General features: G+C 56.2%; 20 protein-coding genes and 1 pseudogene. 6 read left to right on the top strand and 15 right to left on the bottom strand.

The window, feature by feature from the left end; translation table 11 throughout:
• Nucleotides 1-24 precede the first annotated feature (24 nt).
• The 7 genes from eutC to RHSP_RS31270 all read right to left on the bottom strand — a co-directional run bounded on the left by eutC (nt 25) and on the right by RHSP_RS31270 (nt 7,230).
• Nucleotides 25-1,014 (bottom strand): ectoine utilization protein EutC, encoded by a 990-nt coding sequence (gene eutC / locus RHSP_RS31300; RefSeq protein WP_004128888.1) that lies wholly within the window; start codon nt 1,012-1,014, stop codon nt 25-27.
• Nucleotides 1,011-2,000 carry a hydroxyectoine utilization dehydratase EutB gene (gene eutB, locus RHSP_RS31295; protein WP_004128886.1) on the bottom strand — a complete coding sequence of 330 codons (990 nt, stop codon included), beginning with the start codon at nt 1,998-2,000 and terminating at the stop codon, nt 1,011-1,013. The genes eutC and eutB overlap by 4 nt, the downstream gene beginning before the upstream one ends.
• A 29-nt stretch (nt 2,001-2,029) precedes the next feature.
• On the bottom strand, nt 2,030-3,214 hold the full coding sequence (locus RHSP_RS31290; protein WP_004128884.1) for a M20 family metallopeptidase: 1,185 nt from the start codon (nt 3,212-3,214) through the stop codon (nt 2,030-2,032).
• Nucleotides 3,215-3,355: 141 nt separating this feature from the next.
• The gene (locus RHSP_RS31285; protein WP_004128880.1) at nt 3,356-3,823 is read right to left on the bottom strand and encodes an Lrp/AsnC family transcriptional regulator; all 468 of its coding nucleotides are present in this window, start codon (nt 3,821-3,823) and stop codon (nt 3,356-3,358) included.
• Between the two features lie 181 nt (nt 3,824-4,004).
• Nucleotides 4,005-5,183 (bottom strand): M24 family metallopeptidase, encoded by a 1,179-nt coding sequence (locus tag RHSP_RS31280; RefSeq protein ID WP_004128877.1) that lies wholly within the window; start codon nt 5,181-5,183, stop codon nt 4,005-4,007.
• Between the two features lie 172 nt (nt 5,184-5,355).
• A complete protein-coding gene (locus RHSP_RS31275) occupies nt 5,356-5,832 on the bottom strand; it encodes a carboxymuconolactone decarboxylase family protein (protein WP_240535548.1) in 477 nt (158 codons plus the stop codon).
• Nucleotides 5,833-5,904: 72 nt separating this feature from the next.
• Nucleotides 5,905-7,230, bottom strand: a complete 1,326-nt coding sequence (locus RHSP_RS31270) for an aspartate aminotransferase family protein (protein WP_004128870.1) — start codon at nt 7,228-7,230, stop codon at nt 5,905-5,907.
• A 234-nt stretch (nt 7,231-7,464) separates the two neighbouring features.
• Between RHSP_RS31270 and RHSP_RS31265 the strand changes: the two genes are divergently transcribed.
• Nucleotides 7,465-8,349 (top strand): MurR/RpiR family transcriptional regulator, encoded by an 885-nt coding sequence (locus RHSP_RS31265; RefSeq protein ID WP_004128868.1) that lies wholly within the window; start codon nt 7,465-7,467, stop codon nt 8,347-8,349.
• A 381-nt stretch (nt 8,350-8,730) separates the two neighbouring features.
• Here RHSP_RS31265 and RHSP_RS31260 read toward each other — a convergent pair whose 3' ends face one another.
• The 3 genes from RHSP_RS31260 to RHSP_RS31250 form a co-directional block, all read right to left on the bottom strand.
• Nucleotides 8,731-10,503 carry an ABC transporter permease subunit gene (locus tag RHSP_RS31260; protein ID WP_004128865.1) on the bottom strand — a complete coding sequence of 591 codons (1,773 nt, stop codon included), beginning with the start codon at nt 10,501-10,503 and terminating at the stop codon, nt 8,731-8,733.
• A gap of 18 nt (nt 10,504-10,521) precedes the next feature.
• A complete protein-coding gene (locus RHSP_RS31255) occupies nt 10,522-11,616 on the bottom strand; it encodes an ABC transporter ATP-binding protein (RefSeq protein ID WP_004128856.1) in 1,095 nt (364 codons plus the stop codon).
• A 137-nt stretch (nt 11,617-11,753) separates the two neighbouring features.
• Nucleotides 11,754-12,857, bottom strand: coding sequence for an ABC transporter substrate-binding protein (locus RHSP_RS31250; RefSeq protein WP_004128854.1), 1,104 nt, complete (start codon nt 12,855-12,857; stop codon nt 11,754-11,756).
• Nucleotides 12,858-13,404: 547 nt separating this feature from the next.
• Here RHSP_RS31250 and RHSP_RS31245 point away from each other — a divergent pair.
• Both RHSP_RS31245 and RHSP_RS31240 read left to right on the top strand, forming a co-directional pair.
• The gene (locus RHSP_RS31245) at nt 13,405-14,595 is read left to right on the top strand and encodes a M24 family metallopeptidase (protein ID WP_004128852.1); all 1,191 of its coding nucleotides are present in this window, start codon (nt 13,405-13,407) and stop codon (nt 14,593-14,595) included.
• A gap of 251 nt (nt 14,596-14,846) precedes the next feature.
• On the top strand, nt 14,847-16,628 hold the full coding sequence (locus RHSP_RS31240) for a CocE/NonD family hydrolase (protein WP_004128850.1): 1,782 nt from the start codon (nt 14,847-14,849) through the stop codon (nt 16,626-16,628).
• A 273-nt stretch (nt 16,629-16,901) separates the two neighbouring features.
• Here RHSP_RS31240 and RHSP_RS31235 read toward each other — a convergent pair whose 3' ends face one another.
• Nucleotides 16,902-17,396 (bottom strand): hypothetical protein, encoded by a 495-nt coding sequence (locus tag RHSP_RS31235; protein WP_015342013.1) that lies wholly within the window; start codon nt 17,394-17,396, stop codon nt 16,902-16,904.
• Between the two features lie 165 nt (nt 17,397-17,561).
• Nucleotides 17,562-18,608 carry a C45 family autoproteolytic acyltransferase/hydrolase gene (locus tag RHSP_RS31230; RefSeq protein ID WP_004128849.1) on the bottom strand — a complete coding sequence of 349 codons (1,047 nt, stop codon included), beginning with the start codon at nt 18,606-18,608 and terminating at the stop codon, nt 17,562-17,564.
• 613 nt (nt 18,609-19,221) lie between these two features.
• Here RHSP_RS31230 and RHSP_RS31225 point away from each other — a divergent pair.
• The gene (locus RHSP_RS31225) at nt 19,222-20,505 is read left to right on the top strand and encodes an ATP-grasp domain-containing protein (RefSeq protein WP_004128847.1); all 1,284 of its coding nucleotides are present in this window, start codon (nt 19,222-19,224) and stop codon (nt 20,503-20,505) included.
• Between the two features lie 78 nt (nt 20,506-20,583).
• Nucleotides 20,584-21,429, top strand: coding sequence for a glutamate 5-kinase (proB, locus tag RHSP_RS31220; RefSeq protein ID WP_004128845.1), 846 nt, complete (start codon nt 20,584-20,586; stop codon nt 21,427-21,429).
• Between the two features lie 72 nt (nt 21,430-21,501).
• On the opposite strand, the gene RHSP_RS34980 is transcribed toward proB, so the two are convergent.
• Complete coding sequence (locus RHSP_RS34980) at nt 21,502-21,678, bottom strand: hypothetical protein (protein ID WP_154660804.1); 177 nt, start codon at nt 21,676-21,678, stop codon at nt 21,502-21,504.
• Nucleotides 21,679-21,893: 215 nt separating this feature from the next.
• Here RHSP_RS34980 and RHSP_RS31215 point away from each other — a divergent pair, with 215 nt between their 5' ends.
• Nucleotides 21,894-23,036: a KamA family radical SAM protein gene (locus tag RHSP_RS31215; RefSeq protein ID WP_004128843.1), complete on the top strand. Its 1,143-nt coding sequence runs from the start codon at nt 21,894-21,896 to the stop codon at nt 23,034-23,036.
• A 187-nt stretch (nt 23,037-23,223) separates the two neighbouring features.
• Here RHSP_RS31215 and RHSP_RS34170 read toward each other — a convergent pair.
• Together RHSP_RS34170 and RHSP_RS31210 are read right to left on the bottom strand one after the other, a co-directional pair.
• Nucleotides 23,224-23,673, bottom strand: a pseudogene (locus RHSP_RS34170) (transposase); the annotation flags it as partial.
• 56 nt (nt 23,674-23,729) lie between these two features.
• On the bottom strand, nt 23,730-24,063 hold a 334-nt coding region (locus RHSP_RS31210; protein ID WP_037155728.1), incomplete at its 5' end, for an IS66 family transposase.

Genomic DNA, 24,063 nt, shown 5'->3' with positions numbered 1-24,063 from the left:
TTCAGTGCCGGCCCAGGCACGTCATCAGTCTATTGTTGTTCCGGCTTTGACGGCCAGCGCTCTTGCGAAAGCAAGATTTGCAATGGCAGTGTCTTGAATACCCGTCCCGGTCAGATCGGCGATCGTGATCTGGCGATCGTCGGTGCGTCCAGCCACAGCACCGGCAACAATCTGGCCGAGTTCTCGAAGGGCACGATCTTCCGCGACAGCCCCCGCCTCAATCGCGTGATGCAACTCACCGAGGCGTCGCGTCTGAGCGAGGCTGTCAGCCACGTAGAGATCGGCGCGCGCAATAGCCTCGGCCTCTACTTCGTTCTTGTGTTCGGCATCGGAGCCCATCGCCGTGATGTGCTGTCCTTGTTCGAGCCATCGAGCTTCCAGGATCGGCTGATCAGCCGGCGTTGTGGTGATGATCACATGCGCACCGGCAACGGCTGCTTCCCGGCTATCGGAAGCGATGACGCTGATGCCCAATTGGTCAGACAGTTCTCGGGCCGTCTTGTTGGCTTTGGCAGCGTCACGCGCCCAAATCCGCGCCTCACGAATTTGTCGGACCAGCATGAGCGCCTGCAACTGTAGGCGCGCCTGCATACCAGCGCCAAAGACAGCAGCCACCGACGCGTCTTTGCGAGCGAGGTGCATTGCAGCCACGGCACCTGCTGCGGCCGTCCGAACATCGGTGAGATAACCATTATCCAGCAACAATGCTTGAACCAAACCGGTCTTGCTTGACAGCAAAACCATAAGGCCGTTTGTACTGGGCAAGCCAATTTCGGGATTGCCGAAAAAGCCGGGGCTGATCTTGATGGCGAAGCCATCGAGACCAGGTACGTAGGCCGTCTTGACGTCAACCTCACCGCGATGCTCCAAAATATCGAGGCGAAGAATTGGCGGCATCACCACTTTTTTTGTTGCAAGCGTGCGAAATGCCTCTTCCACGCAACGCACAGCCTCCAGATCAAGAGTCACCAGATCTCTCAGTTGCCGTTCAGTCAAAATGGTCATCGATCTCATGACGTGGTCCTCGCAATAATATCTGCTGTCTCATCGCTCACGACGCGACGATGTAAATTCATATCGATGTTGCGGCCCGACAGCACAGTCACGACGGGTCCATGAAGGTTGCGCACTTTGTTCGCCAGGAGCGCCGCGATGCCAATCGCCCCTGCGCCTTCGACGATCTCGCGCTCCTGGAGGTATGCATGTCGGATGCCAGCCGCTATTTCGGCTTCGCTCAACAAAATGACATCGTCCAAGAGGTCGCGGCACATGGGAAAAGTCCATTGATTGGCGAGGCCAATCCCGCCGCCGAGCGAATCCGCCAGACTTTCAAACTCATCGACCTGCACCGGGCGACCTGCATCAAGGCTTGCCTTCATCGCAGCGCCGCGATCCATCGTGAGCCCAATGATACGCACATCCGGCCGCTGGCTTTTCACGGCTGCCGCCACCCCAGAAGCCAAACCGCCCCCCGAGAGCTGGATGAGCACAGTCGCCACGTCCGGCAACGCTTCGACGATTTCTAGCCCTAGCGTTCCTTGACCGGCAATGATTGCCGGGTGATCGAACGGCGGGACGAGGCACCGTCCCTCGCCCGCCAACCTCTCGGCCTCTTCCTGAGCGTTATCCTGGGATTTTCCGACGATACGGACCTCGGCACCTAACCGGCGAATTTCCGAGACCTTGTTTTCGGGGACCAGGTTCGACATGCAGATCGTGGCCGTCACACCACACGTGTTGGCTGCGAACGACAGAGCACGACCGTGATTGCCCGTCGACGCGGCCACAACGCCGCGTGCCCGCTCGTCCGCGGACAGTTGAAGAATGGCATTGAAGGCGCCGCGCAGCTTGAAACTGCCTGTCGTCTGATGGTGCTCCAGCTTTAGATATACGGGCACAGCGCAACAGTTCGACAGAGACGGAGAATGCGCGAGCGGCGTAGTGAGTATGTGATCTTTGATGCGCCGTTTTGCGCCTTCAATGTCGTCGAGGTCAATCATCAAGGTCCTCCCTCCGCACCAGCCGCGCGTTACGCGCTTTGAAAGAGTTCCCAGCAGTAGCGGATCGCCAGCTCGGTTGTCGGGACGAGAGTCTGGTCGGACACCCCGAACGTCGGCGTATGGACGCCGGATTCGTTTCCCGGCTCCTTGCTGCCGAACCAGAAATAGATTGACGGGATGCAGCCGGAGTAAAAACCAAAGTCATCGCTGCCGGAGCTTGCCGAACCCTCGATATATTTGTCCTCGCCATCGGACTGCACGACGATCTGCTTGAATCGCTCGACCATTGAGTTGTCGTTGACCACAGGAGGCTCGCCCGCGTGTGAGCTAAATTCGGCCCGGCCTCGATGGATCGCAGCAACGCCCTCGGCAATTTCGCGCACCCGTTGAACCAGCAACTTTCTCCTCTCGGGACTGCTCGTCCGGATCGTTCCGGTCATTGTGACCGAAGGGCAGATTATGTTCGTCGCTTCCCCGCCGTGGATCGTGCCGATCGTAACGACAGCGCCATCGTCAACCGGCATTTCGCGCGACACCACCTTCTGAACTTCGTTGATGAAGGCGCCTGCTATCGCGATCGCGTCCACGCCCAAGTGAGGCTTGGCGCCGTGTGCCATCGTCCCGATAAATTCGAGCGAGAACTGATCCGCTGACTTTGTTACGGCGCCCGCACGGGCGCCATAGGAGCCGGCTGGAATGTCAGTGCGGACATGAAATCCCACTGCGGCGTCGAACCCGTCTAGCAAGTTTTCTTCAACGACAGTCCGGCCGCCAAGTGGTTCTGCTTCTTCAGCGGGTTGAAAGAACACTCGCAGCCTGCCTGAGAAATTTTCGCGCATGCGATGGAAAGCGAGCGCCGTTCCCAAGGCGATTGAGCCATGCATGTCATGACCGCACGCATGCATGACGCCTGGCACTTGCGACCGATACGGCAGGTCGTCGCGGGCTTCCTGAATGGGAAGCGCGTCGATGTCTCCGCGCATCGCGATCGAACGATTTGCGCCTGGGGCCAAGCCCTGGATATCGACATAGACACCGGTCTTGTGAAACGTCTTTGCTTCGGTCAGGCCGAAGGCGGCCAAGGTCTCGATAATCCGCTTCTGGGTCTTCCACTCGTTGTTGGAAAGTTCGGGCTCGCGATGCATGGCGTGCCGCATCTCGACGACTGCGTTACGCTCGACCTCGGAGAGGAAGTTGTTGGTAGGCATGTTCATGGTGGTCTCCTGGTCTAGTCGTCATGGTGTCTGTTGTTGCACCTAGCAGCGGAGCTGCGCGGCCCGTCGATTCGAATGCACATCACGCAGGGTCCCTGCATAAATGGAGGTGACACTGGATCCGTCGCTGCGACATCATCACTACACCTCGAGCGGGATAGCGAAGCTGGCCTTGAGACGGTCCATCACAACCATGGTCTTGAAGCCTTTGATATCTGCGTTTTCATAGAAAAACCGGCGCGTGAAGTGCTCGTAGTCCTGCATATCTTTCGCGGTAATCACGAGCATGAAGTCGGCATCTCCCGTTACGTAGAAACCCATCATCACCTCACGCGTATTTCGTATCGCAGCCTTGAATCGATCGACGATGTCGGCCCTTTCCCGTTCAAGGGACACCATGACGATCATGGTGATGTGTCGTCCGACTGCTTTGGGCGAGACGATGGAAACGTCTCCCTCGATGACGCCCTCGTTGCGCAACCTTCTCAAACGCCGTTGGCACGCCGTCGGCGAGAGGTGGACCATCCCCGCGAGTTCTTCAGAGGTCAGCCGGTTGTTTTTCTGAACGGCTTGGAGAAGCGCAATGTCGGCGCGATCGAGTTCAACCATCACCTACCTCCCCGAAAGAAGAACCTGGGGAGCCCGCGCGGAGGCCTGCAGCGCCGATGCGACCTGGCATAGGCCGGTTGCTTCGACGTTCCCGGCGCAGATACTCGTCCGAACTGGTTAGGCCATTTCGGAAACGAAGCAGACATGCTGGAACCAGACGAGTATGCACCGGATACAGTCTCTATTTGACGAAGAGCTTGCGCGGCGTCTTCGTCAGGGGCTCGTAACCCGTTTCGGAGACCGCAAAGCTCTGTGTGATCGTGATCCCGACATTGTCGAGCCACAGGCCAGGCATCATGTGGAACACCATACCCGGCTTGAGTACGGTTTCGTCGCCCTTGCGAATGCTTGCCGTTCGTTCGCCTGAGGCCGGAGGGAACCCAATGCCGGTCGGATAACCAATGCGAGACTCTTTCTCGATCCCGTGGCGGGCAAGCGCCTTGCGGAAGTCGGCATCGACCTGCGAGCAGGTGCGACCGGGCCGAACTGCTTCCAGCCCGGCATTCAAGGCCTCAACAGCGATTTCCGACAGGTTCAGGAAAGCGGATGAAGGCTGGCCGACGACGATCGTGCGCGCCAGGTTGACCTGGTAGCGATGCCGGCAACCGTTCAGTTCCAGGTTGACAACGGTGGACTCCGGCAGGGGGTCGTCCGTCCAGGCGGCATGCGGCGCGATTGAGCGTTCGCCAATGCACAAATCGGGGGGGCAACAAGGATAGTCGCCACCGAACTCGGGCGTGCCCGAAATCTGCTGGTGATAGATCGCAGCAGCAATATCGCACTCACGGACCCCGGCTTGCACCATATCGATGACGCGCGTCATGGCGGCATCCGCAAGCTGGCCAGCTTGATGCATAATGGCCACCTCGGCTGGGCTCTTTACGAGCCGGATCCATCCAACAAGAAGATCGGCGTCGACGAACTCTGCATTCGGCAAGGCTCGCGTGAGATCTGCGTGGCCGCGGGCCGGATAGTAATATCCCCCCATCTCGACGCCGATACGCGCCTTTTCCCCTCCGAGCTCCTTCACGATATCGGCCATGAAAGTATAGGCCGACAGCGTTGCCGATTGAACATAGGTGTCGGGATAGGCTCGGATATTGTCCTCGGCCAGATAGGTGGTCATGGAAGCCGAAACACGGTCCATGAAACGGCCGATCCAAATCGGTTCTGCGTGGTCTTGCGCCACAATCACCATTTGCGGTGTGTAGAAGGAATACGCATTATAGCCGGTAAGGTAGTTCTGGTTCGGCGGTTCTGAGAGGAGGAGGATGTCAATCTCTCTCTTCGCCATTTCCTTTTTAACGGCTGCTAGACGGGTCTGGAATTCTCCCAGTGCGAAGTGCAATTCTTTTATCATTCTTGATCTCCCATTCGGCCGCGGCTGCCGCGCCAATATTTCCCCGTCTGTCAGGGGGCAAAGCGGGCCGTCGTTATCCCTGTATTGATCGGCTCCTGATCGGCTCCACGCTTGAACCTGCAGCCTAAGGGCACGGCTGGATCGGAAGGCCGAACTCTCGTTTTTTGCTCCATCAGATTGGGTGTTCAGCCATCTCGTCGACAACGTCTTGGTCGATCGGCGTGTCGAAAGTCATCAATATGAAACCGAGCACCGAATAGAAGCCGACGGTCGCCATAAGGTCGAACACGGCTTGCCGACCTATGCTCGCAGCAATAGCTTGCTCGAGATGCGAAGGCAGACGTGCGCCGTCAAATAGCGCGTCGACAGCACCGGCAAGTACGCCCTCTTCGCCATCGGGAGTTCCAGCCATACTCCGGATTCGCGCATCGGAAATACCAAGAGCGCGAGCGCGGCTTACATGGTGGGACCACTCATAGGCGGAGCCCATACGATGTGCCGCGCGCAAAATCACGAGCTCGGACCGGACCGGACCTAACGCACTATCTTTTACGATATGCTGCCGCAGCGGAGCCCACGCTCTCAGCAGCGCGGGATGATGAGCCATGGTGCGATAGACGTTCAGCGCGCCGGCAAAGCCCGTTTTCATGTCCGCGATTTCCGCGGGCCAGTTTTCATCAGCGATAGGCGGACAGGACGATGTTGTCATTTCGCGAGAACCTCAGTCTACTACTGCGGCGCGGATGGCGTCGGAAAGCCGTTCGACAATCAAATCGATTTCTTCAGGCTGAATGATGTAGGGTGGTGCTAGCAGCACGTGGTCGCCCTGCGCGCCGTCGATCGTACCGCCCATTGGGTAGCACATAAGGCCTCTGCGCATGGCTTCCTTCTTGATGCGGGAATGCATCTTGCGGGCCGGATCGAAAGGTTGCTTGGTGTCTTTGTCGGCCACGATCTCGACGCCGCGGAAAAGACCACGACCGCGGATGTCGCCGACATAGGGTGATTGTCCAAGTGCCTCATCGAGCCCGGCCTGGAGGCGCTTGCCCATCCGGATGACGTTTGCCATCATGTCCGCGCGCGTGATTATTTCAACCACCTTACTGGCTGCCGCTGCTGCGATCGGATGTCCGATATAGGTATGTCCATGCTGAAACAGACCCGACCCGTCGGCGAACGCACGGTAGATCTTTTCGGAGAGCAATACCGCTCCGATCGGCTGAAAGCCGCCGCCCAGTCCCTTCGCAATCGTGACCAGATCCGCGACAATGCCCTCCTGCTCCATAGCGAAGATTGTGCCGGTACGCCCCATTCCGCACATGACCTCGTCGAGGATCAGCAAGATGCCATACTTGTCGCACACCTGCCGAACCCGCTTGAAATAGTCCGAAACCGGGCCAACGGCACCCAGCGTCGCACCGACCACCGGCTCGGCGACGAAGGCCATGACCTTGTCCGCGCCAAGTTCAAGAACCTTGTCTTCCAGTTCCGCAGCAAGACGCTCGGCATAAGCCTCCGGCGTTTCGCCCACCTGCAGGTCGCGGTAGGCATAGCAAGGAGAAACATGATGCGTTTCAGGCAAGATCGGCTTGAACTGGGCACGGCGCCAGGCATTGCCGCCTGTTGCCAAGGCACCGATCGTATTGCCGTGATAGCTTTGCCGACGTGCGATGATGTGGCGCCGCTGCGGCTGCCCGACTTCGACAAAATACTGGCGCGCCATTTTGAGAGCGGCCTCGACAGCTTCCGAACCGCCAGACACCAGATAGACATAATCGAGGCCTTCGGGCGCAAGTTCAACCAATTGCTCGGCAAGCCGCTCGGCGACGTCGGTCGTGAAGAACGACGTATGGGCGTAGCTGATCCGACCCATCTGTAGCTTCATTGCGTCAAGAACTTCTGGATGATTGTGCCCGAGGCAACTGACGGCGGCGCCCCCCGACCCATCCAGGTAGCTCCTGCCCTCGCTATCCACGACGTAGATGCCCTCCCCCGCGACCGCGGTTGGCAGAGTTGTTCCGATCGTTCGATGGAGAATTTTTGTCATGGTCATCTCGGGGTGCTTATCCGTCCGGCTTTCGAACGTTTCCATCCATTGATTTGCAGGTTTTGGCGAAATATGCAACAACTGTTTTATAAATCACGTTTTGATGCATTTGTTTTCCCGCTCTCAAGTCAGAATTTTTGGAGCGGTTGTGATGTGAGATAGCCGACGGCTGTTTGACTTTTTAGTTCCCGAGAGAGATGGTCCAGGTGAATTATGACATCGTATGTGAGGCAAATGTTGCAAAAAGGCCCATTACACGCTCGGATCATCGAGCGATTCGACGACATGTCCGAGCAGTTGCAGCAAGCGGCTCGACACATATTGGAACATCCGCAGGAGGTGGCGCTCGTTTCGATGCGCGAACTCGCGCGGAATGCCGGTGTTCAGCCATCGACAATGACGAGGCTGGCGAAGTTTCTTGAATTCTCCGGGTATGAAGATTTCCGAGAGCAACACGCCGACGTCATCAGGGTGAGCGCCGACGGATTTGCGGCCAGGGCTTTACAAAGAGAAGAAGGGGCGGCGAATGGTGAGGGCTTGGCTTATAGGATGCTCCAAGGTCTCTCCGCGCAGATCGATCGGCTCCGCGACCCTGATACGATTTCGCGTTTGGATACAATGGCGGAGCACCTGGCAAAAGCGAGGCGGATTTTCGTGCTCGGCTTGCGTTCGTGCCACTCGGTCGCGTGGCATTTCCACTACGTCATGACATTGCTCGGCGAAAAGACTGTCCACTTGGATGGTCCGGCTGGAACAAGCGGCGACCCCCTCATCCGCGCAACTCATGAGGACGTGCTTTTGGCGATTTCCATCAACCCCTATTCGCTTCAGACGCTTGAGCTTGCCGAGGCCGCCCGTGAGAAGGGACTGTCCATCCTGGCGATCACCGACAGCGAAGTGTCTCCCCTGGTGACGATCGCAGAGCACGTTGTCTTCTTTCCGACTGAAAGCCAAACATTCTTTCACACGCTGGCGCCAGCGCTGGCCGTCTCTGAAGTTCTATGTGGTCTACTGGCGAGCCGAGATCGTGCGGCGGCCTTGAAAGAGTTGAAGCTAGCCGATCGCCATCTTTCTGCAATGAACACGTATGCGACGTCCATTCCGCGACGAAAGATTTAGCGACGTTTACGAGGCCGGCTACTCGCGCCAACGGCGCCTCCTGACCTTGCAACCGGAATTGAAGTTATTCGCACATCAGTCGATGTCCGATGAGTGGACCTGATGGTTGCCGCGGAATTGTCCCGCAAAGAACGGACTGACAGCAAATAGGGAACGCGCCGTCACCCGAGGGATGACCGTCTAATGCGTCAATGAAACCAGAGCTTGCCTAGAAAGTCCGTCGTGACCGGCTTCGGCTTTGAGCACAAGCGATTGATGAGCTCCATTGCGCAGTAAATGCGCCGGGCAGTCTTCGAGCCAGGAGCCCGCCCCAGAGTTCGCTCTGGGACAGGCAGTCAGTTTCACGGCTGCGAGTTACGGAGCCGGCATGAGTATGATGACTCAGGTCGCGGCGACCGGAGCACTCTTCAACGCCCCTCTTCCGCGCCAAAGCGTGAAATAAAGCGCAACCAGCCAGACGATTGGCAACATTGTCAGCAAAGCGCCAACGGCAGCGATCGTCGGGTCAAGTTGCTGCTTCAGGTTTTCCAGCATTTTCAATGGCAATGTCGGGATCGCATAGCCACTGACAAACGACGTGATGATGACCTCGTCGAAGGAAGCCAAGAACGCGAAGAGCGCGCCGCCGATGATACCAGAGCGGATTAACGGGAGAGTAACCCGCATGAACGTCTGGGTCGGCCCGGCGCGCATGCTCATTGCCGCCTGTTCCAGCCTCCTGTCGAATCCTGCGAGTGTCGCAAGGACGATGACAACGACATAGCCGATGGCTCCGATCGTCTGGCCCAGGATGATCCCGGTGTTCGTTCCAACCAATCCTAGTTTGGCCAGCCCGGTATAGACAGCAACACCAACAACAATGATTGGGAAGGTAATCGGCGTCAGGATCACCATGGTTAGACCCGAGCGCAAGCGCGACGAGCACCGGCTGAGGCCAAACGCTGCCAATGTGCCGACTATGGTCGATACCACGCTGACAATTACGCCGAATTGGAAGCTGTTCCACAATGCGCCGATCCACGAGGGGTCGTTGAAGAACGAATAGTACCATCTGAGCGAAACAGCCTTAGGTGGGAACTCGAGGAACTCCCCTGCATTTAACGAGACGATGATCACGATGAAACCGGGCGCCAATAGATAGATGACAACGACGGCAAGGAATGCTGCCCCCGCAATCTTGGACCACGGGGTTTCCCGCTGCGCTTGATGGAGCTTTGCTGCCCAGCGTCGCGCCCGATACGGGACGAGAAACTCGTTGAGATAGCGGGATGCCTTGTCGAATGAAGGCAGTTTACGTCGTCGGGCGTTCTGCTCGCTTGAAGCAGGCTGTCCATGCGCGCCGGCGAGATTGACGCCCGCTACGGAAAGAACCGCGAGCGCCATCGCCAACAATATAAAGGCTGCCGCGGCGGTCGCCGCAATGTTCAACGATGTTGTAAGCTGCGAATTGATGAGGGTTGAAAGCATGGTGTCGCCCAAGCCGCCCAATGCTTGTGGCGTGATGTAAAAGCCCAGGCAAACAACAAAAACCAATATGCAGCCGCTTCGAACGCCCGGGATACTAAGAGGTACGAAGACCCGGAGAAAGGCGGTGAACGGCTTTGCGCCCATGCTGCGAGCGGCTGCCATCAAGGAAGTATCAATGCTCATCATCACGCTGACAATCGGCAAAATCATCATGGGCAACATGATATGCACCATGCCAACATAAACAGCGAAACGATTATAGATGAGAGACAAAGGGCTATCGATTATGCCCGAATTGAGCAACACGCGGTTGATCAATCCACTATCACCCAAGACGACAGTCCATGCGTAGGTCCGAACCAGAGCACTCGTCAGCCAAGGTAGGAAGACAAGCACCAGGAGGATTGGTCTTGCACGGCCGGCGATCGTAATCAAATAAGCCGTCGGGTAGCCGATGATCAAACAAAGTGCCGTGGCTATGAAGCTGATCTTGAAGGTCTGAATCAGGATCAGGACAAATGAGCGCTGTTCGAAAAAAGCGATATAATTCGCAAAAGACAGATTTGGCGCATTGAGGCTGGTCGCGAAAAGAAGGAGCATGGGTATGCCGAAAATCGCAAACAGCACAGCGAACGCTGGCAAAGTTAGCAACATCGGCGTGGACCGGATTCTCTGAAGTGTTGTCATGGATGCTGTCCTTCCGCTTTACGCAGCGACAAACCGGATGTCGGATCGAAGCCAATCAAGGCGAACCTCTTCGCCCGGACGGAAGACTTGCTGGCCCGATGCCACATGTTCGCGCGCGATCAGCGTCGCATTCCCAACCCGCACCCGGTACTTCCTCAAGGGTCCAGCATAGATCATATCGTCCACGATCCCCGAGACGGACTGTCTGTGGTCCGCATCTGCGCGCCTTGCTGCTGAAGGCACACTGACGCAAATGCGCTCCGGCCGAAGCATCGATACCATACCGGAAGAAGGAACAACGTCCGATTCAATCTTGAAATCAACGCTTTCGAGGATATTTGCTTCACCCAGGAAGTTGGCGACAAAGCGCGTTTTGGGGCGATCGTACAAGGCCTCCGGTGTATCGATCTGCTCGATTTGACCGGCGCGCATGACAACGATGCGGTCCGAAAGCGTGAGTGCTTCTTCTTGATCGTGGGTGACGCAGATGGTCGTTTTCCCAAACTCCTTGTGCAGCTCTTTGATTTCCACTTGCATCTGCTCGCGCAGATTTCGATCGAGCGCGCCCAGCGGTTCGTCCAGCAGCAAAATCGGTGGATCTGCAATCAAGGCGCGCGCGACGGCCACGCGTTGTTGCTGGCCCCCACTCAATTGTGATGGCATGCGCTCGCCAAACTCACCCAGGCGAACACGCTCAAGCATTCTTTTGACCCGCGACGCTCTGTCAGAGGCCTTGATGCCGCGCATTTCGAGCGGGAACTCCAAGTTGTGATGCACCGTAAGGTGCGGGAAAAGTGCATAGCTCTGGAAGACAATGCCTTGGTCGCGGCGGTAAGACGGGACTTCGGACACGGACTTGCCGGAAATGAGGATGTCTCCTCCGGTAGGGGTCGTGAAGCCGGCGAGCAGCATCAATGCTGTCGTTTTGCCAGAACCGCTCGGTCCAAGAATCGTAAGGAACTCGCCGCGCGAAACAGAAAGGGAGATATCCTTAACCGCAGCAACGGCCCCATAGATCTTGGAAACATTGCGAAATTCGATTTGAGCGGTATCCGGAAGCTTCTGCAACACTTCGTCCTCGGCAGGAAGATGATTTTTCAGATTCAAGTTCATTACGATACTCCAGCAGGACTGATGAGCAACTTTGGCATGCAGTCCCGTAAGGCAGGTAGTGGGAAGAGGTGGCGCTAACCTTTGACGGCCCGCGCCGACTGGACGAGCGCCACCGATAGATCGTTGGGGACAGAGGATTACTGAAGAATCCACTCATTCCAACGCTGCACAAGCCGCTCCTTGTTCGACTTTCCGTCCGATCCAACCTCGGCATACCATTTGGCGTTCATAGCGAAGCTGATCGCCTCGTAGTCGGGATGCGACGCAAGTTTTCGGGCGACATCGTCAGGAATCAATTTGAAGGCGTTCTTGTTCGTTGGGCCCTGCGCGATAAGCTTTGCAAACTCGGCCTGTCGGTCCGGGCGGCTTGTCAGCGCAATAAATTTTTGAGCATTTTCGGCATTCGGACTGCCCTTCGGGATGCACCAATAGTCCGTTGTCAGTTTCGCCTGGTTGCGGTTGATCTCGATTGGCCCACCTTCATCAATAAGGGTAAGTGCGCGCGCGTCATAGGACTGCACGATGTCGGCGATGTTGTCTCGCATGATCTGAAGAATTTCCGACCCGCTCGTCCACCATTTGCGAATGTGCGGCTTGATCTTGTCCAAGCTTGCAAACACGCGGTCGATATCCATCGGGTAGAGCTTGTCCATCGGAACGCCATCCGCGAGCAATGCTTCTTCCCAAGGCCCACTTCCGTATTCGCCGGTATTGATGGAGCGAACGCCAGGGAACTTCTTGACGTCCCAGAATTCCGCCCAGGTGGTCGGCCGGGGCTTTCCTGCCGGGAACTTCTTCGTGTTCCAGACCATATTCACCGAGTATACGTACGAAGCAAAGCCGTTCGGTTGCCTCCAGTTTTCTGCGATTGCTTCCAGGTCTTCCTTCTTCCAGATGGAATAATCGATCTTTTCGAGGTAGCCCTTGGCAGTAAGCGGATCGACATTGGTTTGACCAAGGTTGACGACGTCGGCCGAAACGTTTTTGGTATCGACCATCATCGCAATCTGTGTCGATGAGAAGTCCGCATTGACGCGCGTCACCTTGACTCCGGTCTCGGCCTCAAAGGACTCGACGTAAGCCTTCATCACCGCATCGCCCCAGTTGCCGCCGCTCATGTTGACTTTGAGCTCGCCGGTGGAGGCGGCCGTTGCACGGCCGGCCGCGGAAGCCAACGCGCCTACCGCAATTGCGGTCGAAGTAGCCTGCATGAACCGCCGGCGATTTATCAGAATGCTCATTTCGTTCTCCCTCTGTTAATTCCTTGCTCATGGCGCACGGGGATCTCACTTCATCAGTGTACGGCGAACACGACGCCGGCGATGTCAGACCAAAGCACGCGGTTCCTGCGTTTCCACTCGGTCCCGCATTCACCAAGACGGTGGCGCATAAACGATTGCAGTGTTCAGGCAGCAGCCTCCTCGACCGCTACCATCAATGTCCTAACGCAACACGATAAGGAATGCAACAAATGTTTTATAACGCTCAATATGCATCAAGCGTATTATTGATATCTGAGCCTTTGGTCGCCTCAGTTTACCATCTGCCGAACACTGCTGCCGACGCCAGCCCTACGGGAGCGCCTGCAGGCTCTGGACTTCCGGGACGTGGTTTTTAACCGTACCTGATTCAAATGGATCATTGACACAATAGCGACTCATATGTTTCATTCGGTTCCAAAGAGGCCGATTCATCCGCGTAAGCGCGGTCGCTGATCGGCATCATTTCACTCTGCGAACCGCCGGTCGAAGACACCAGGTAAGCTTTCAGGAAAAGAGAAGAGGTCAGATGGCATACTTGGGCAATAATGTGCGTGAGTATCGGTACAAGCTACTAAATGAACTGATGGATCGCGAGAACCTGGATGCTGTCGCTTTCGCAAGCACAGAGTTCTTTCAGTTCGCGACCAACTTCCAGACGGATGTCACCACCTGGGAGCGGCCAATTCTCTGTGTCGTCCCGAGGAACGGCGCGCCGTTTGTTGTCCTCAATGAGCTTTCGACAAACAATTGGCGATATGCGCACGAAGACGGGCGTCTTTGGGTATCCGACACAAGCTTTTATGCGGAGCATCCAGTCCTCTCCAATCGAATGCATCTTGTGCATGAATGGCCGGAGATGGTTGCCGAAAAACTACGAAGTGCAGGTCTCGGGAGAGCTCGCATCGGGACCGATGTTGGTGGCGGTCCATTGCAGAAGGCGTTCGCGCTGCTACCTGAGGCCCGTCCTCTAATGAAGACGCAAGAGTTTCGAGCGCTTCGTTGGGTCAAGCATCCCGAAGAGATCGCACTCATGCGCGAGATAGCGAGCTTGACCGACTGGTTACAGGATCGCTACCGGGAGAGTATCCGTCCGGGTCGGCTCCTGATGGAATTGGATATGATGATGGGAGCCGAGTTAGCGCAGGAGGCCGCACGACGCTTTCCAGCGCAGGATGTTGCCTTGCTCGACCTGTGGTCGATCTCGGGTCCACCGTCGGCAGCTCCACACGGGGACGGCAAGCGATCCGGTGCGATCCTCGAAAAAGGACACGTGATGATCAACTTGATTATCCCCCGCATTAATGGAGTGGTCGTGGAGAATGAGCGGACCTGGTTCTGTGGCAAGCCGGATACCCGGCAGGAACGCTTCTTCGAGGTCGCGCTCGCTGCAAATGAAGCTGGAATTGAAGCCGCTGTGGCGGGTCGACCGGTGTCGGGAATTGATGCAGCAGCGCAGGCAATCATCGAAAAAGCGGGTTTTGGAAACTACATCATGCACCGGACAGGACACGGCATGGGCTTGTTGTGCCACGAGTACCCCGGAGACATGGCATTCAATCACCGTGCCTTGCTCGAAAACGAAGTTTATTCGGTCGAGCCCGGATTGTATGTTTATGGACTCGGCGGCTTCCGACAAGACGATACGGTCGTCATCGGGGAAAAGCCTGAAGTGCTGACACGGGCGTCTAAGGATCTAAGAAGCCAGACTGTTCTGTGACACTTCGTCCCGACAGAATCTAGTCGCGATCGCGATTTTGCCGCTTTGCCCTTTGGTCATCGCTCCGGTGGAGCGGTGGCACGCCCAGAGCCGCGAACGGCCTACCATAAAGCTGCTAGTGGGATCGCTTGGCTAACACGGTCGCGCCCCGCAATCCGCACCCTCCAGGCCGGCGCCCCTGCACTGGTAAGACAAATGCCGCAAAACACTACGTACTGAAACATATGTCGCACACTCACAGGAGCGTTTGCATGACCGATTCTCGCTTTCAGGCCCAGGCCGAGCCGAACGAAAATCCAGTATACCGCCTTGATCTCAGTGCCAAAGCTGCAGGCAGAGAGAAACTCGGCCCATTGGAATCGACGTATGTGTATGCGCACGAAGGTGTCAGGCTCGCTTTGGACGTGGTTCGTCCGATGGGCGATAGCGCGGATCATAAGCGCAACACCATCTTGGTTATGACCTGTTATGGGCGCGGAAAGAAGGGCGAGCCGTCCAATCAATATGCGGATTTGTTCGTTCCAGAAGGCTATGCGGTGGTGGTTGGAGATGTTCGCGGTACCGGCGCCTCGTTCGGCGTTTGGCCAGGTCACCGCTCGCGCGAAGAAATCCTCGACTTTAGTTACGTGTTAGACTGGATCGCTGCACAGCCTTGGTCGACGGGCAATGTGCTTGCGTACGGCGTGTCCTACACCGCCAACTCTGCAGACCTTATTGCTTCGAGAAATCATCCCGCCCTGAAAGGCATCGTGCCGCGCTATGTCGACTACGATATCTTTTTCGAAACCTATCCAGGAGGTGTTCCGAACCTTACCCTCGACAGGTGGAGTCAACTGGTTGAATCGTTGAACAGAGACGAAAATAGCGAGATCAATGCTGATCGCGCCTCAACTCTCCGTGCGGGAATTCGTCCGGTGGGAAGCCAAGCGGAGTTGACGGCCGCGCTGCAAGAACACGGCCGCGCGCCGTCATTCCAGCCGGTCGAGCAAACCACGTCCTTTGACGATTGGCTCAGCAAACGTTCTGGGTTCGATTTCTCTCCACAGGCGTCGGCTGACCTTATCTCGCAATCGGGGGTTCCGATTCAAAATTGGGGCAGTTGGTTCGATTCTGGGTCGCCCCTCGGGTCTATCCGGCGATTTCTACTCCAGTCGAACCCCATGAACATCATTCTTGGTCCGTGGAACCATGGCGGCCGCAAACCATATGACCCACTGCGTGCTGATGTTCAGGACTGCGCTCCGATCATGGCGGCGCAACACGCAAATGATATTCGATTCATTGATGCTTGTTTCACGGGCGAGGCTGCTCTGCAGGCCGATAAAGTCATTCACTACTACACGTGCGGCGAGGGATCCTGGAAGTCAACGCGCTCATGGCCAGTCCCGGCCGTCCGACAACGATGGCATATGGCAAGTGGCTCGCGCCTGAGCTCATCGCCGAGTGACACGGGCTACGACACTCTGCAGGTTGACCGTGAACTGGGGGACGTCCTCTCAAACAGATGGGACACCAATGGTGGCATTGGAACATGGGAAATCGATTATGGAGATCGGCGACAGTTCGATGCGGCTCGACTGGCCTATACGAGCGAACCGCTGCAGAATGATTTGGAGATCACCGGGCATCCAGTTGTGGATCTGAACATAACCTCAACCCGTGAAGACGGTATTTTCTTCGTCTATTTGGAAGCAGTTAAACCTGATGGGACCTCCTGCTACCTTACAGAAGGCCAGTTGCGTGCGCGTCATCGGAAAGTATGGACTGCCTCGCCTTTCGGCGCGCTCGGACCACAACAAAGCTATTTGGAAAGCGACGCCGAGCCGCTCACACCAGGAGAACCGACCAGATTGGCGTTTACACTGTTACCGATTTCGGCGCTCATACCAGCGGACTATAGCTTGAGGGTGTGTCTAGCGGGAAGCGAGAGCACGAGTTTCGCCAATGTACCCGCTGACGGAGAACCGCCGCAGCTCAAGTTGCATCGCGGTCCTCACGGTTGCTACATCGATTTACCCGTTGTTGAACGGTGAGGGCAGTCTTCATCTCCCATAAAGAGAGCGGCGTCGTTAATTCGGCGTCGCCTCCAGCAAAGTGATAGTTTCCGACCCGACTTGGGATAGTCTCATCTTCGCTCGAAGCGCCGCGGAGAGCTTTAGAATTCACTCTCGTGCGGGTGGAGCGCCGTCGGGCGAACTACCTACAAAAGTCCGCGCCGATACAGAATGCGGACCCAAACCGACCGGCCGTCAATGTAGATCATGCTGAGCGTCTGGCATACATCGACGCGTTTCGAGCCGTGCATTTCAGTTAGCAAGGAAAGAAGGCGCGAGAGCCTGCGCGTATAGGCCTGCGAGATCGCACATCTCGAGGGTATAATGTTCGGCAGCATCCAAGAGGTTGATCCAACCAATGACCTCGTTCCGCCAAACGACTGCGGTATTCAATACACCCACGAGGCCCATTTTGATCAATGTTTCGTGGTCGGCAAAGTAGCGCTTCATGTCTTCGCAATCTTTGCCCAGAAAGTGCCGACCAGCGCCGACACGCCTACTCCACTCGTCATCGGCGAGGGGCTTCGTTCCTCCGAGGGGACTGTAATTGAGGTCGGTCGAGTAGATCCGCCGCATAACGCCTGCGGCTCTATCAACCTTGAGGAGGGTAAAGAGCTTGTGGCCAAATTCCTCCTGGAAAGCGTTGTCTGCCAATGCCATTAAGGCTTCGGAATCCGACAGGCGGCCGGCGCGCTCGTGAAATACGACGAGCCGTTGATACTGATCGTCTCTGAGATGATAGCCCATATCTTTCCTTGCAACTTCGCAATGGGGTTTGTGGGATTTTTCACCTGGCCGGGCCTTGAACAGACCGGCTGCAGTTTTTTTGACGTGGCTGATCGCTGCCCAGACGCACCCGTGGGTTCGGTCCCCGGACGACGACGTCGCACCGCTCGGCGACTTGAGGCCGCATTAGACGACGCGCATTGTTCCGCTTAGTGCAGCTCGCTCGTCACGAGCCGCATGTATCCGCCACTCGATGCGGTCTGGAAAAAGCTCGAAAACACTCGTCGCGAGGGTCCGGGAGTCTTTCCAATCCTTGAAGATTAGAGTGGTCTCGTCAAACAGCACCGCTTCTGCTCCACCCGCCAACGCGCCTTCGCCGATCATTCGATCCGCCGCTGCTTGTCGGTCACGGGAGGAAGCGCCGATGGTCTGCTTCACCCCACTGAACTCGCTGGAGAGCAGATGGTTGGCATGCGCTCGCGGTTCAGCAACCTCTACCACGACGCAGCCTGAGGCCGGCGCTTCGACAGAGAGTACCTTGCGGGTCTTCGCATCGCCAAGAGTGTGATGGAATCCACACGAGCGGTCATTGCGCTTCAAAATGCCGACCGCTTCGTCCAAACTTTTAGCATCAAGAATGGCGCGGCAAAGAACCTGTCGGGGCACGCCAGGTTTTTGGTCGTTCGGGGTGATCGCGTTGATCGTCTGGACCAGGCCGGTCTCGTTCAGGCGGAAGGTACCGCCCGGCAGCATGCCCGCGGTCATAAAGCTGCTCCACGCCGGCCCCACATCGGGCTCAATCTCCACCCAGAAATTGGCACCCAGCGATTCGGGCTCGCCGTCCTCATTGTGGGCGATAACCGCCGGCCCATTGCATTCAGCTGGTATTAGGACAGTCGTGCAGCCCATTCCGGCAACAGCTTTTGCCGCGGAGGCGGCGTCTGGAATCTGCAGATCAGTCTGGCAATTCAATAGGAAGATGGTCTCGAAATCCTTGCCGGCACCTTCTGCGATACCCTCGATTTCGCGCACGTAGCGGGGATATGCCGCGCGGGCTGCAGCTTCCAAATTCTTCAAATATTCCGATCCGCGCCATCGAGCATCTAGAGCGCGAAATTGCTCCGTGCCAAGCCGATACTCGAGGAAGCTTGTGGCATTGGCCTTCCCGAGCGCACAACCAATCGAGAAGGCGTCGCCCTTGGCGTGCACACTGGTTATGAGGTTTTTTGTCATTGAGTTCTCTGCTTTCCGCTTACTGTCGGTATGTTTCGGAGAGACTGCTGGCGCTGCCGTCAGAAGTGGGAGAGCGTTTGGTTTTCAGGTCGTGGCTCCCCTTCCGCTGCCAGGCCGCTCAGCCAAATTCATTGCGGCGCGTCGAGGCTAAGTATCCTGCATAAATCATTTGATACAAATTAATGCTTTATGAGTCAATTGCTTCATTCTCCGACTGAAAAGCTGTGTCGGCCCCCGGCTCTACGGCGCTCTTGCTAGATCGCTGATGCAATACCCCGGCCAGCCAAGGCAACGAGAGGATCCCTGAAGCAATTACGATCACTCAAGGGTGCAAAGGTCTGAGCGGTCGTTATTGTGACGGTAGTACACGAGTATTCTTCGGACCGCGTGATTACCGATATCGCCAGTAGGCTGGGTGATGCTCCATTCCACCGTGCGCCGATCAAAACATCGCACACCTAGATCCGTCAAACAAAAAATTTACAAGATCTTTACGTCCGCAATTCGCTGAGGATGGTACGTTCACTGCAGATCTGTGGCCGGGCGTAGCTAGCAAGGTTGATGCGGATACGCTCGGACCGCCGCAAATCCCGCAACGGAGGGTCAGCAGTCAATGGCAAGAAGAGCGCTCATCCTGCTTGAAGGCAACGGACATGGTACTGGTGAGCAATATGTCCAAGCTGCCAAGAGTTTTGGCCTTCATCCAATTACCCTATCGACCGATCCAGCTCAGTACCCCTATCTCGCAGCGGGAGGTGTTGAAGCAATCCAAGTCGATACAGACAATCTCCATGCGCTGATCAACGAATGCTCTCGGCTGGGTAAGACCTACGAAATTGTTGGCATTACAAGCGCCGAGGAGAAGGTCTACGCGACCGCCGGAAAGCTCTGCCAGCAATTCGATTTACCGGGACCAAACCCCGCTTCGGTCGAACAATGTTGCGACAAATTCATTCAACGTCGCCTGCTCGCTGATGGAGGCGTTCCGATACCTGCTTATCGCCTGGCCACTAACGCGGCGGAGGTTGAAAGCTGTGCCGCGGAAATCGGCCTGCCAGTGGTGGTCAAGCCTGCGATCGGGGGTATCGGCGGCATCGGTGTTCGACTGTGCCGAAACGTCGCCGAGTTGGCCGAACATACGGCCCATCTTTTAGGTGGGAAGCATACATGGCGGTCTTCACCGAAGATCCTGGTCGAAGAATTCGCACAGGGCCCGTTCTATGAAGCCGACACGATGGGAAATGAGGTCATTGGGATTAGCGCCGCCGATTTCGATCATCCACCACATTTTCTCTTTCGTGAGAGCATCTTTCCGGCCCTGCTGACTAACGACGAGCACGAGCGAATCTCCGACGTGGCGCTGCGCTGTTTGGGAGCTCTGGGACTTGGGTGGGGGCCAACCAACATTGAATTGCGGTGGACGACGCGTGGCCCAGTTGTAATAGAAGTCAATCCGCGTATTGCGGGCGGAACCTATCCTCGGCGGGCTCATCTTGCTTATGGTGTCGATCTCGTAACCGAGCACATTAAGCTTGCCACCGGCGTGGAATGTGACTTACGCACCACGTATCTCCAGACTGCAGCCGTGCGATTCCTACTCCCTGATCGCGATGGCACCCTCAGTTGGATCGACGGCGACAGTCGGGCGGCTGCCGTGTCGGGCGTTGTAGAGGTCAAATTTTATGTTAAGCCTAAGACGCAGATAGTCAGGAAAGGTGACTACCGGGACCGCATAGGACATGTGATCGCCGCTTCATCCAGCTTTGCACAGACCAAGGCCATACTTCAGCATGCGGTCGGTCTAATCGATTGGTCGATCACGCCATTCTCTACCTCTGGCGAAGAAGAACACGCCGTGCCGTTAAACTCCTCCAGCAGCCTCAAAGGCTCTAGGTAAAGGGCAATTCGCAATGAATATTGAGTTGCCCAGTGTAGATTGCAGAGACGTGCGTTCCTTTTAGCGAGGCAACACTTGATGACCACGGCGCAATTAATTTCCGCTCACCGAATAATCGTGAAGATTGGCTCCGCACTAATTGCCGACGGAGAAACCGGAGACATTCGCGGTTCTTGGCTTGAAACGATGATAGAAGATGTGGTCCGATTTTTCTCACGTGGGCAGCAGGTGATCATCGTGACCTCCGGTGCTGTCGCGGTTGGGTCACGTCACTTCAATGAGTTTGACGTTCCTCTGAGAAGTGAAGAGCGACAAGCGGCTGCAGCCATCGGTCAAGTTCGACTCATGCTTGCCTTCGAACAGAGCTTAAAACGGTTTGGATTTGGACTCGGACAAATACTATTGATGGGCGAAGATCTACGCAACCCGCATCGCCGACTCAATGTTCTGTCAACTGTTCGACAAATCCTCAAAGTTGGCGCCGTTCCCGTTATCAATGAGAACGACACAACCGCAACTGCCGACACCCGTTTTGGCGACAATGATCGTTTGGCGGCCCAGCTCGCAGAGTTGGTGCAGGCTGACATAATTATTTTGCTTTCCAACATAGATGGCCTCTTCACGGAAGATCCACACGACAACCCGTCGGCCCGTTTGATCACAGAGGTGCGACGCATTACCCCCCAAATAGAGGCCATGGCCGGTCATTCCGTCTCTCGTCATAGTTCGGGTGGCATGCTGACGAAGTTGATGGCAGCAAGGATCGCCATGGATGCCGGGTGTTACATGATCATCGCGAAGGGAAACAAATCTTACCCGCTGTCGGCCATCGAGAACGGTGGCCCATCAACCTGGTTTATCCCGTTTGCAAGGGATAGGAGCGACCGCCACACTTGTGGCGACAACCTACCGCAGGCTCAATAATCGTCCTGCATTGCTGATTATTGGTAGCGCTCTTTTCAGTGCACGTTGTAAATCGTTTTGAAGAGCGGCGGCTTATGCTGGCTGGCTTTTGAAGTTGAAGGGCAGCAGATCCTCGATATTGGCATCGTCGGGGCGCCGCAGCAGCGGTGTCCAGCCAAGCCCCAGCCACGCGCGCCAAAAAATCAGCACGCCGCAAGACAAGCGCATGACAGCGGCGGCAACCACATCAGATGGTGCTTCGAAAAACAACGGCTCAATCATTCCTTACATTGGTCGTGTCAACTTGGGTCCATTTCTGTTCTGGCCCTGACACACTGAAGACCCTTGTATTCTGTGGACGCCTGCGTAACCTGACTTTGCGTCACTTTGACAGCAATCAGATCGTCGACGGCACATTGATTGCAGGTGCATAACGAAGAACCGTACGACAATTGCCTCTCGCCTTTTTTTATTAAGGGCTCTAGATGAAGACCACTCGAACTATCCAAGGTAAGACGACAAAATTAAAAGTGGCTCCGCTCATCAGTTCGGACCCGCTGTTGTCGTCCAAGATCATAAATTTCATTGAGGGGGCACGCGCAGTCACCCCCGCCGAGGTGGAAGCAAACAGCATCACGCGTTATCGTGTTACAAAATTCTATCGTGAACAGATCATCAACAGTGGTCATTATGATCAGCTTAAATTCATCGTCGAGCCCTCATTCGAAGAGTTCGACGGTCCCGGCACTCTGGATACCAGCGGAGAGCACGAAAACACGGTCGCGCCCGGGTTTCAGCACAAGTACGCGCAAACAGGATTGTTGCTTGCAACGGACCGCTGCGCTTCATACTGCCGTTATTGCTTCCGCAAACGCATTGTCGGCAAGGACTCAGATGAAATCGCAGCTGACCTTGGGCAGATTGCGCGATACATTGGAGGTCATCCTGAGATGACGAACGTCCTGATATCAGGAGGTGACCCGTTCGTGCTCAACACCGCCAGCCTCCATGAAATTCTTGATCATCTGCTGCCATTCCCACATCTGAATTCCATTCGTTTTGGCACAAAAATGCTCGCCTACGCGCCCCAAAGGTTTGAGGATCCTGCTCTAGTGGCCTTGTTCGAACGGATCCATGTAGCTGGAAAATCCGCAGTGATCGTTACGCATTTTGACCATATCGGCGAAATTTCGGCCGATGCGGAGCGAAGCATTCGGTCATTGCGGGCGCGTGGTACGCAGTTCCTAAACCAGTGCGTGCTTCTCGCGAAAGTCAACGATGACCCCGACATTTTGGCCGCGACCTTCGCCAAGTGTCACCATATGGGTGTCCGCCCATATTACCTATTTCAAGGCAGGCCGGTGAAAGGTGCATCGCATTTTCAGGTTCCACTGCGCCGCGGCCTGGAGATTTCGCATGGCATCAACCAACGCCTGAGCGGCATTCAAAAGACATTTAAATACATCATGTCGCATTACACTGGTAAGATCGAGATTCTCGACTTTGGAACTGATGGCCGCGTCTATATGCGATATCACCAAAACAAGGCTTCAGAAAAGATCGGAAAGATCTTTTCCCGGCCGAACCTCGAAGGCGCCTGCTGGTTGGACGATTTGCCCGAAGGATGAGATCTGAGGGCGCCAATGCAAACTACCAAATCATTCCCTGTGGAAGTACCGTGGACGGCGATGATGAACTCTCCCGCCGTGCGGCAGAACCAGTTTTTACGTTGAGATCTTCAGGAAGCATGCGCCGCTGGAGCAGAGACGCCAGGAGCATGACGGTGAGCAGGCATAAAAGGTCTCTGAATCACCTGAGCAGGCGCAAGAAGTTGTAGCCAACGGCAGCCAGAACGGCATCGACGGCATCTCCTTTTGTCCGGCGAGATAATTGCGATCCATCCGATGCTCGTTCTTGATGTGGCCGATGACGGGCTCGACGGCTGGCTCTCGTCGCATCTGTCGTTTGATGGCCGGCGTCACGCGGCGCTGTTGTGGCTTGTGAAGACCCGCAGCTTGTGACTCTCAGGTGAATTGTGGCCGCGATATCCGGCATCGGCCAGGTGCGGACAACTCGTTGCCGATCGTCTCCTCCATGTCGGGGATGATGGTCTCGAGGGTGCGCCCATAATAGGGGTTCCTGGCAGTGCCATGGCATGGAGGGCGAACTGGCCGCCTTTGGAGAGCGGTTCAGTATCGAGGCCACCGAGACTTGACGCCAAACTCGTAGGGCTTGTGCGCCTTGCCTTCGGATGCATTCGACTTCGTCGTAAGCGCTCATTTCCATGCGCGTTGACGCGGCCCGTTTGACCGGGGTCGCCGTCAGACGGCTGCCATTGGATCATGCAGCGGCGGTTTCAGCGTTTCAGCGAAGTTGAAGGGCAGCAGGTCGGTGATGTCGGCTTCGATGACACGCTGCGGTAATTCGGTAAGGACGTGACGCAGATAAGCCAAGGGTTCGATGCCGCAGGCGCGGCATGTCAGCATGAGGCTGTAGATGACGGCACTGGCCTTGGCTCCGTCCACGGTGTCGCTGAACAGCCAACTCTTTCTTCCCGTGGCAAAAATCCTGATGTCGCGCTCAAGCAAGTTGTTGTCGATCGGCATCCTGCCGTCTTCTGTATAGCGCGTCAGGTACTCCCATTGGTTCAGGGTG

The organism is Rhizobium freirei PRF 81 (assembly GCF_000359745.1).
GTDB lineage: Bacteria > Pseudomonadota > Alphaproteobacteria > Rhizobiales > Rhizobiaceae > Rhizobium > Rhizobium freirei.
This window is presented reverse-complemented; position numbering and strand designations above follow the sequence as displayed.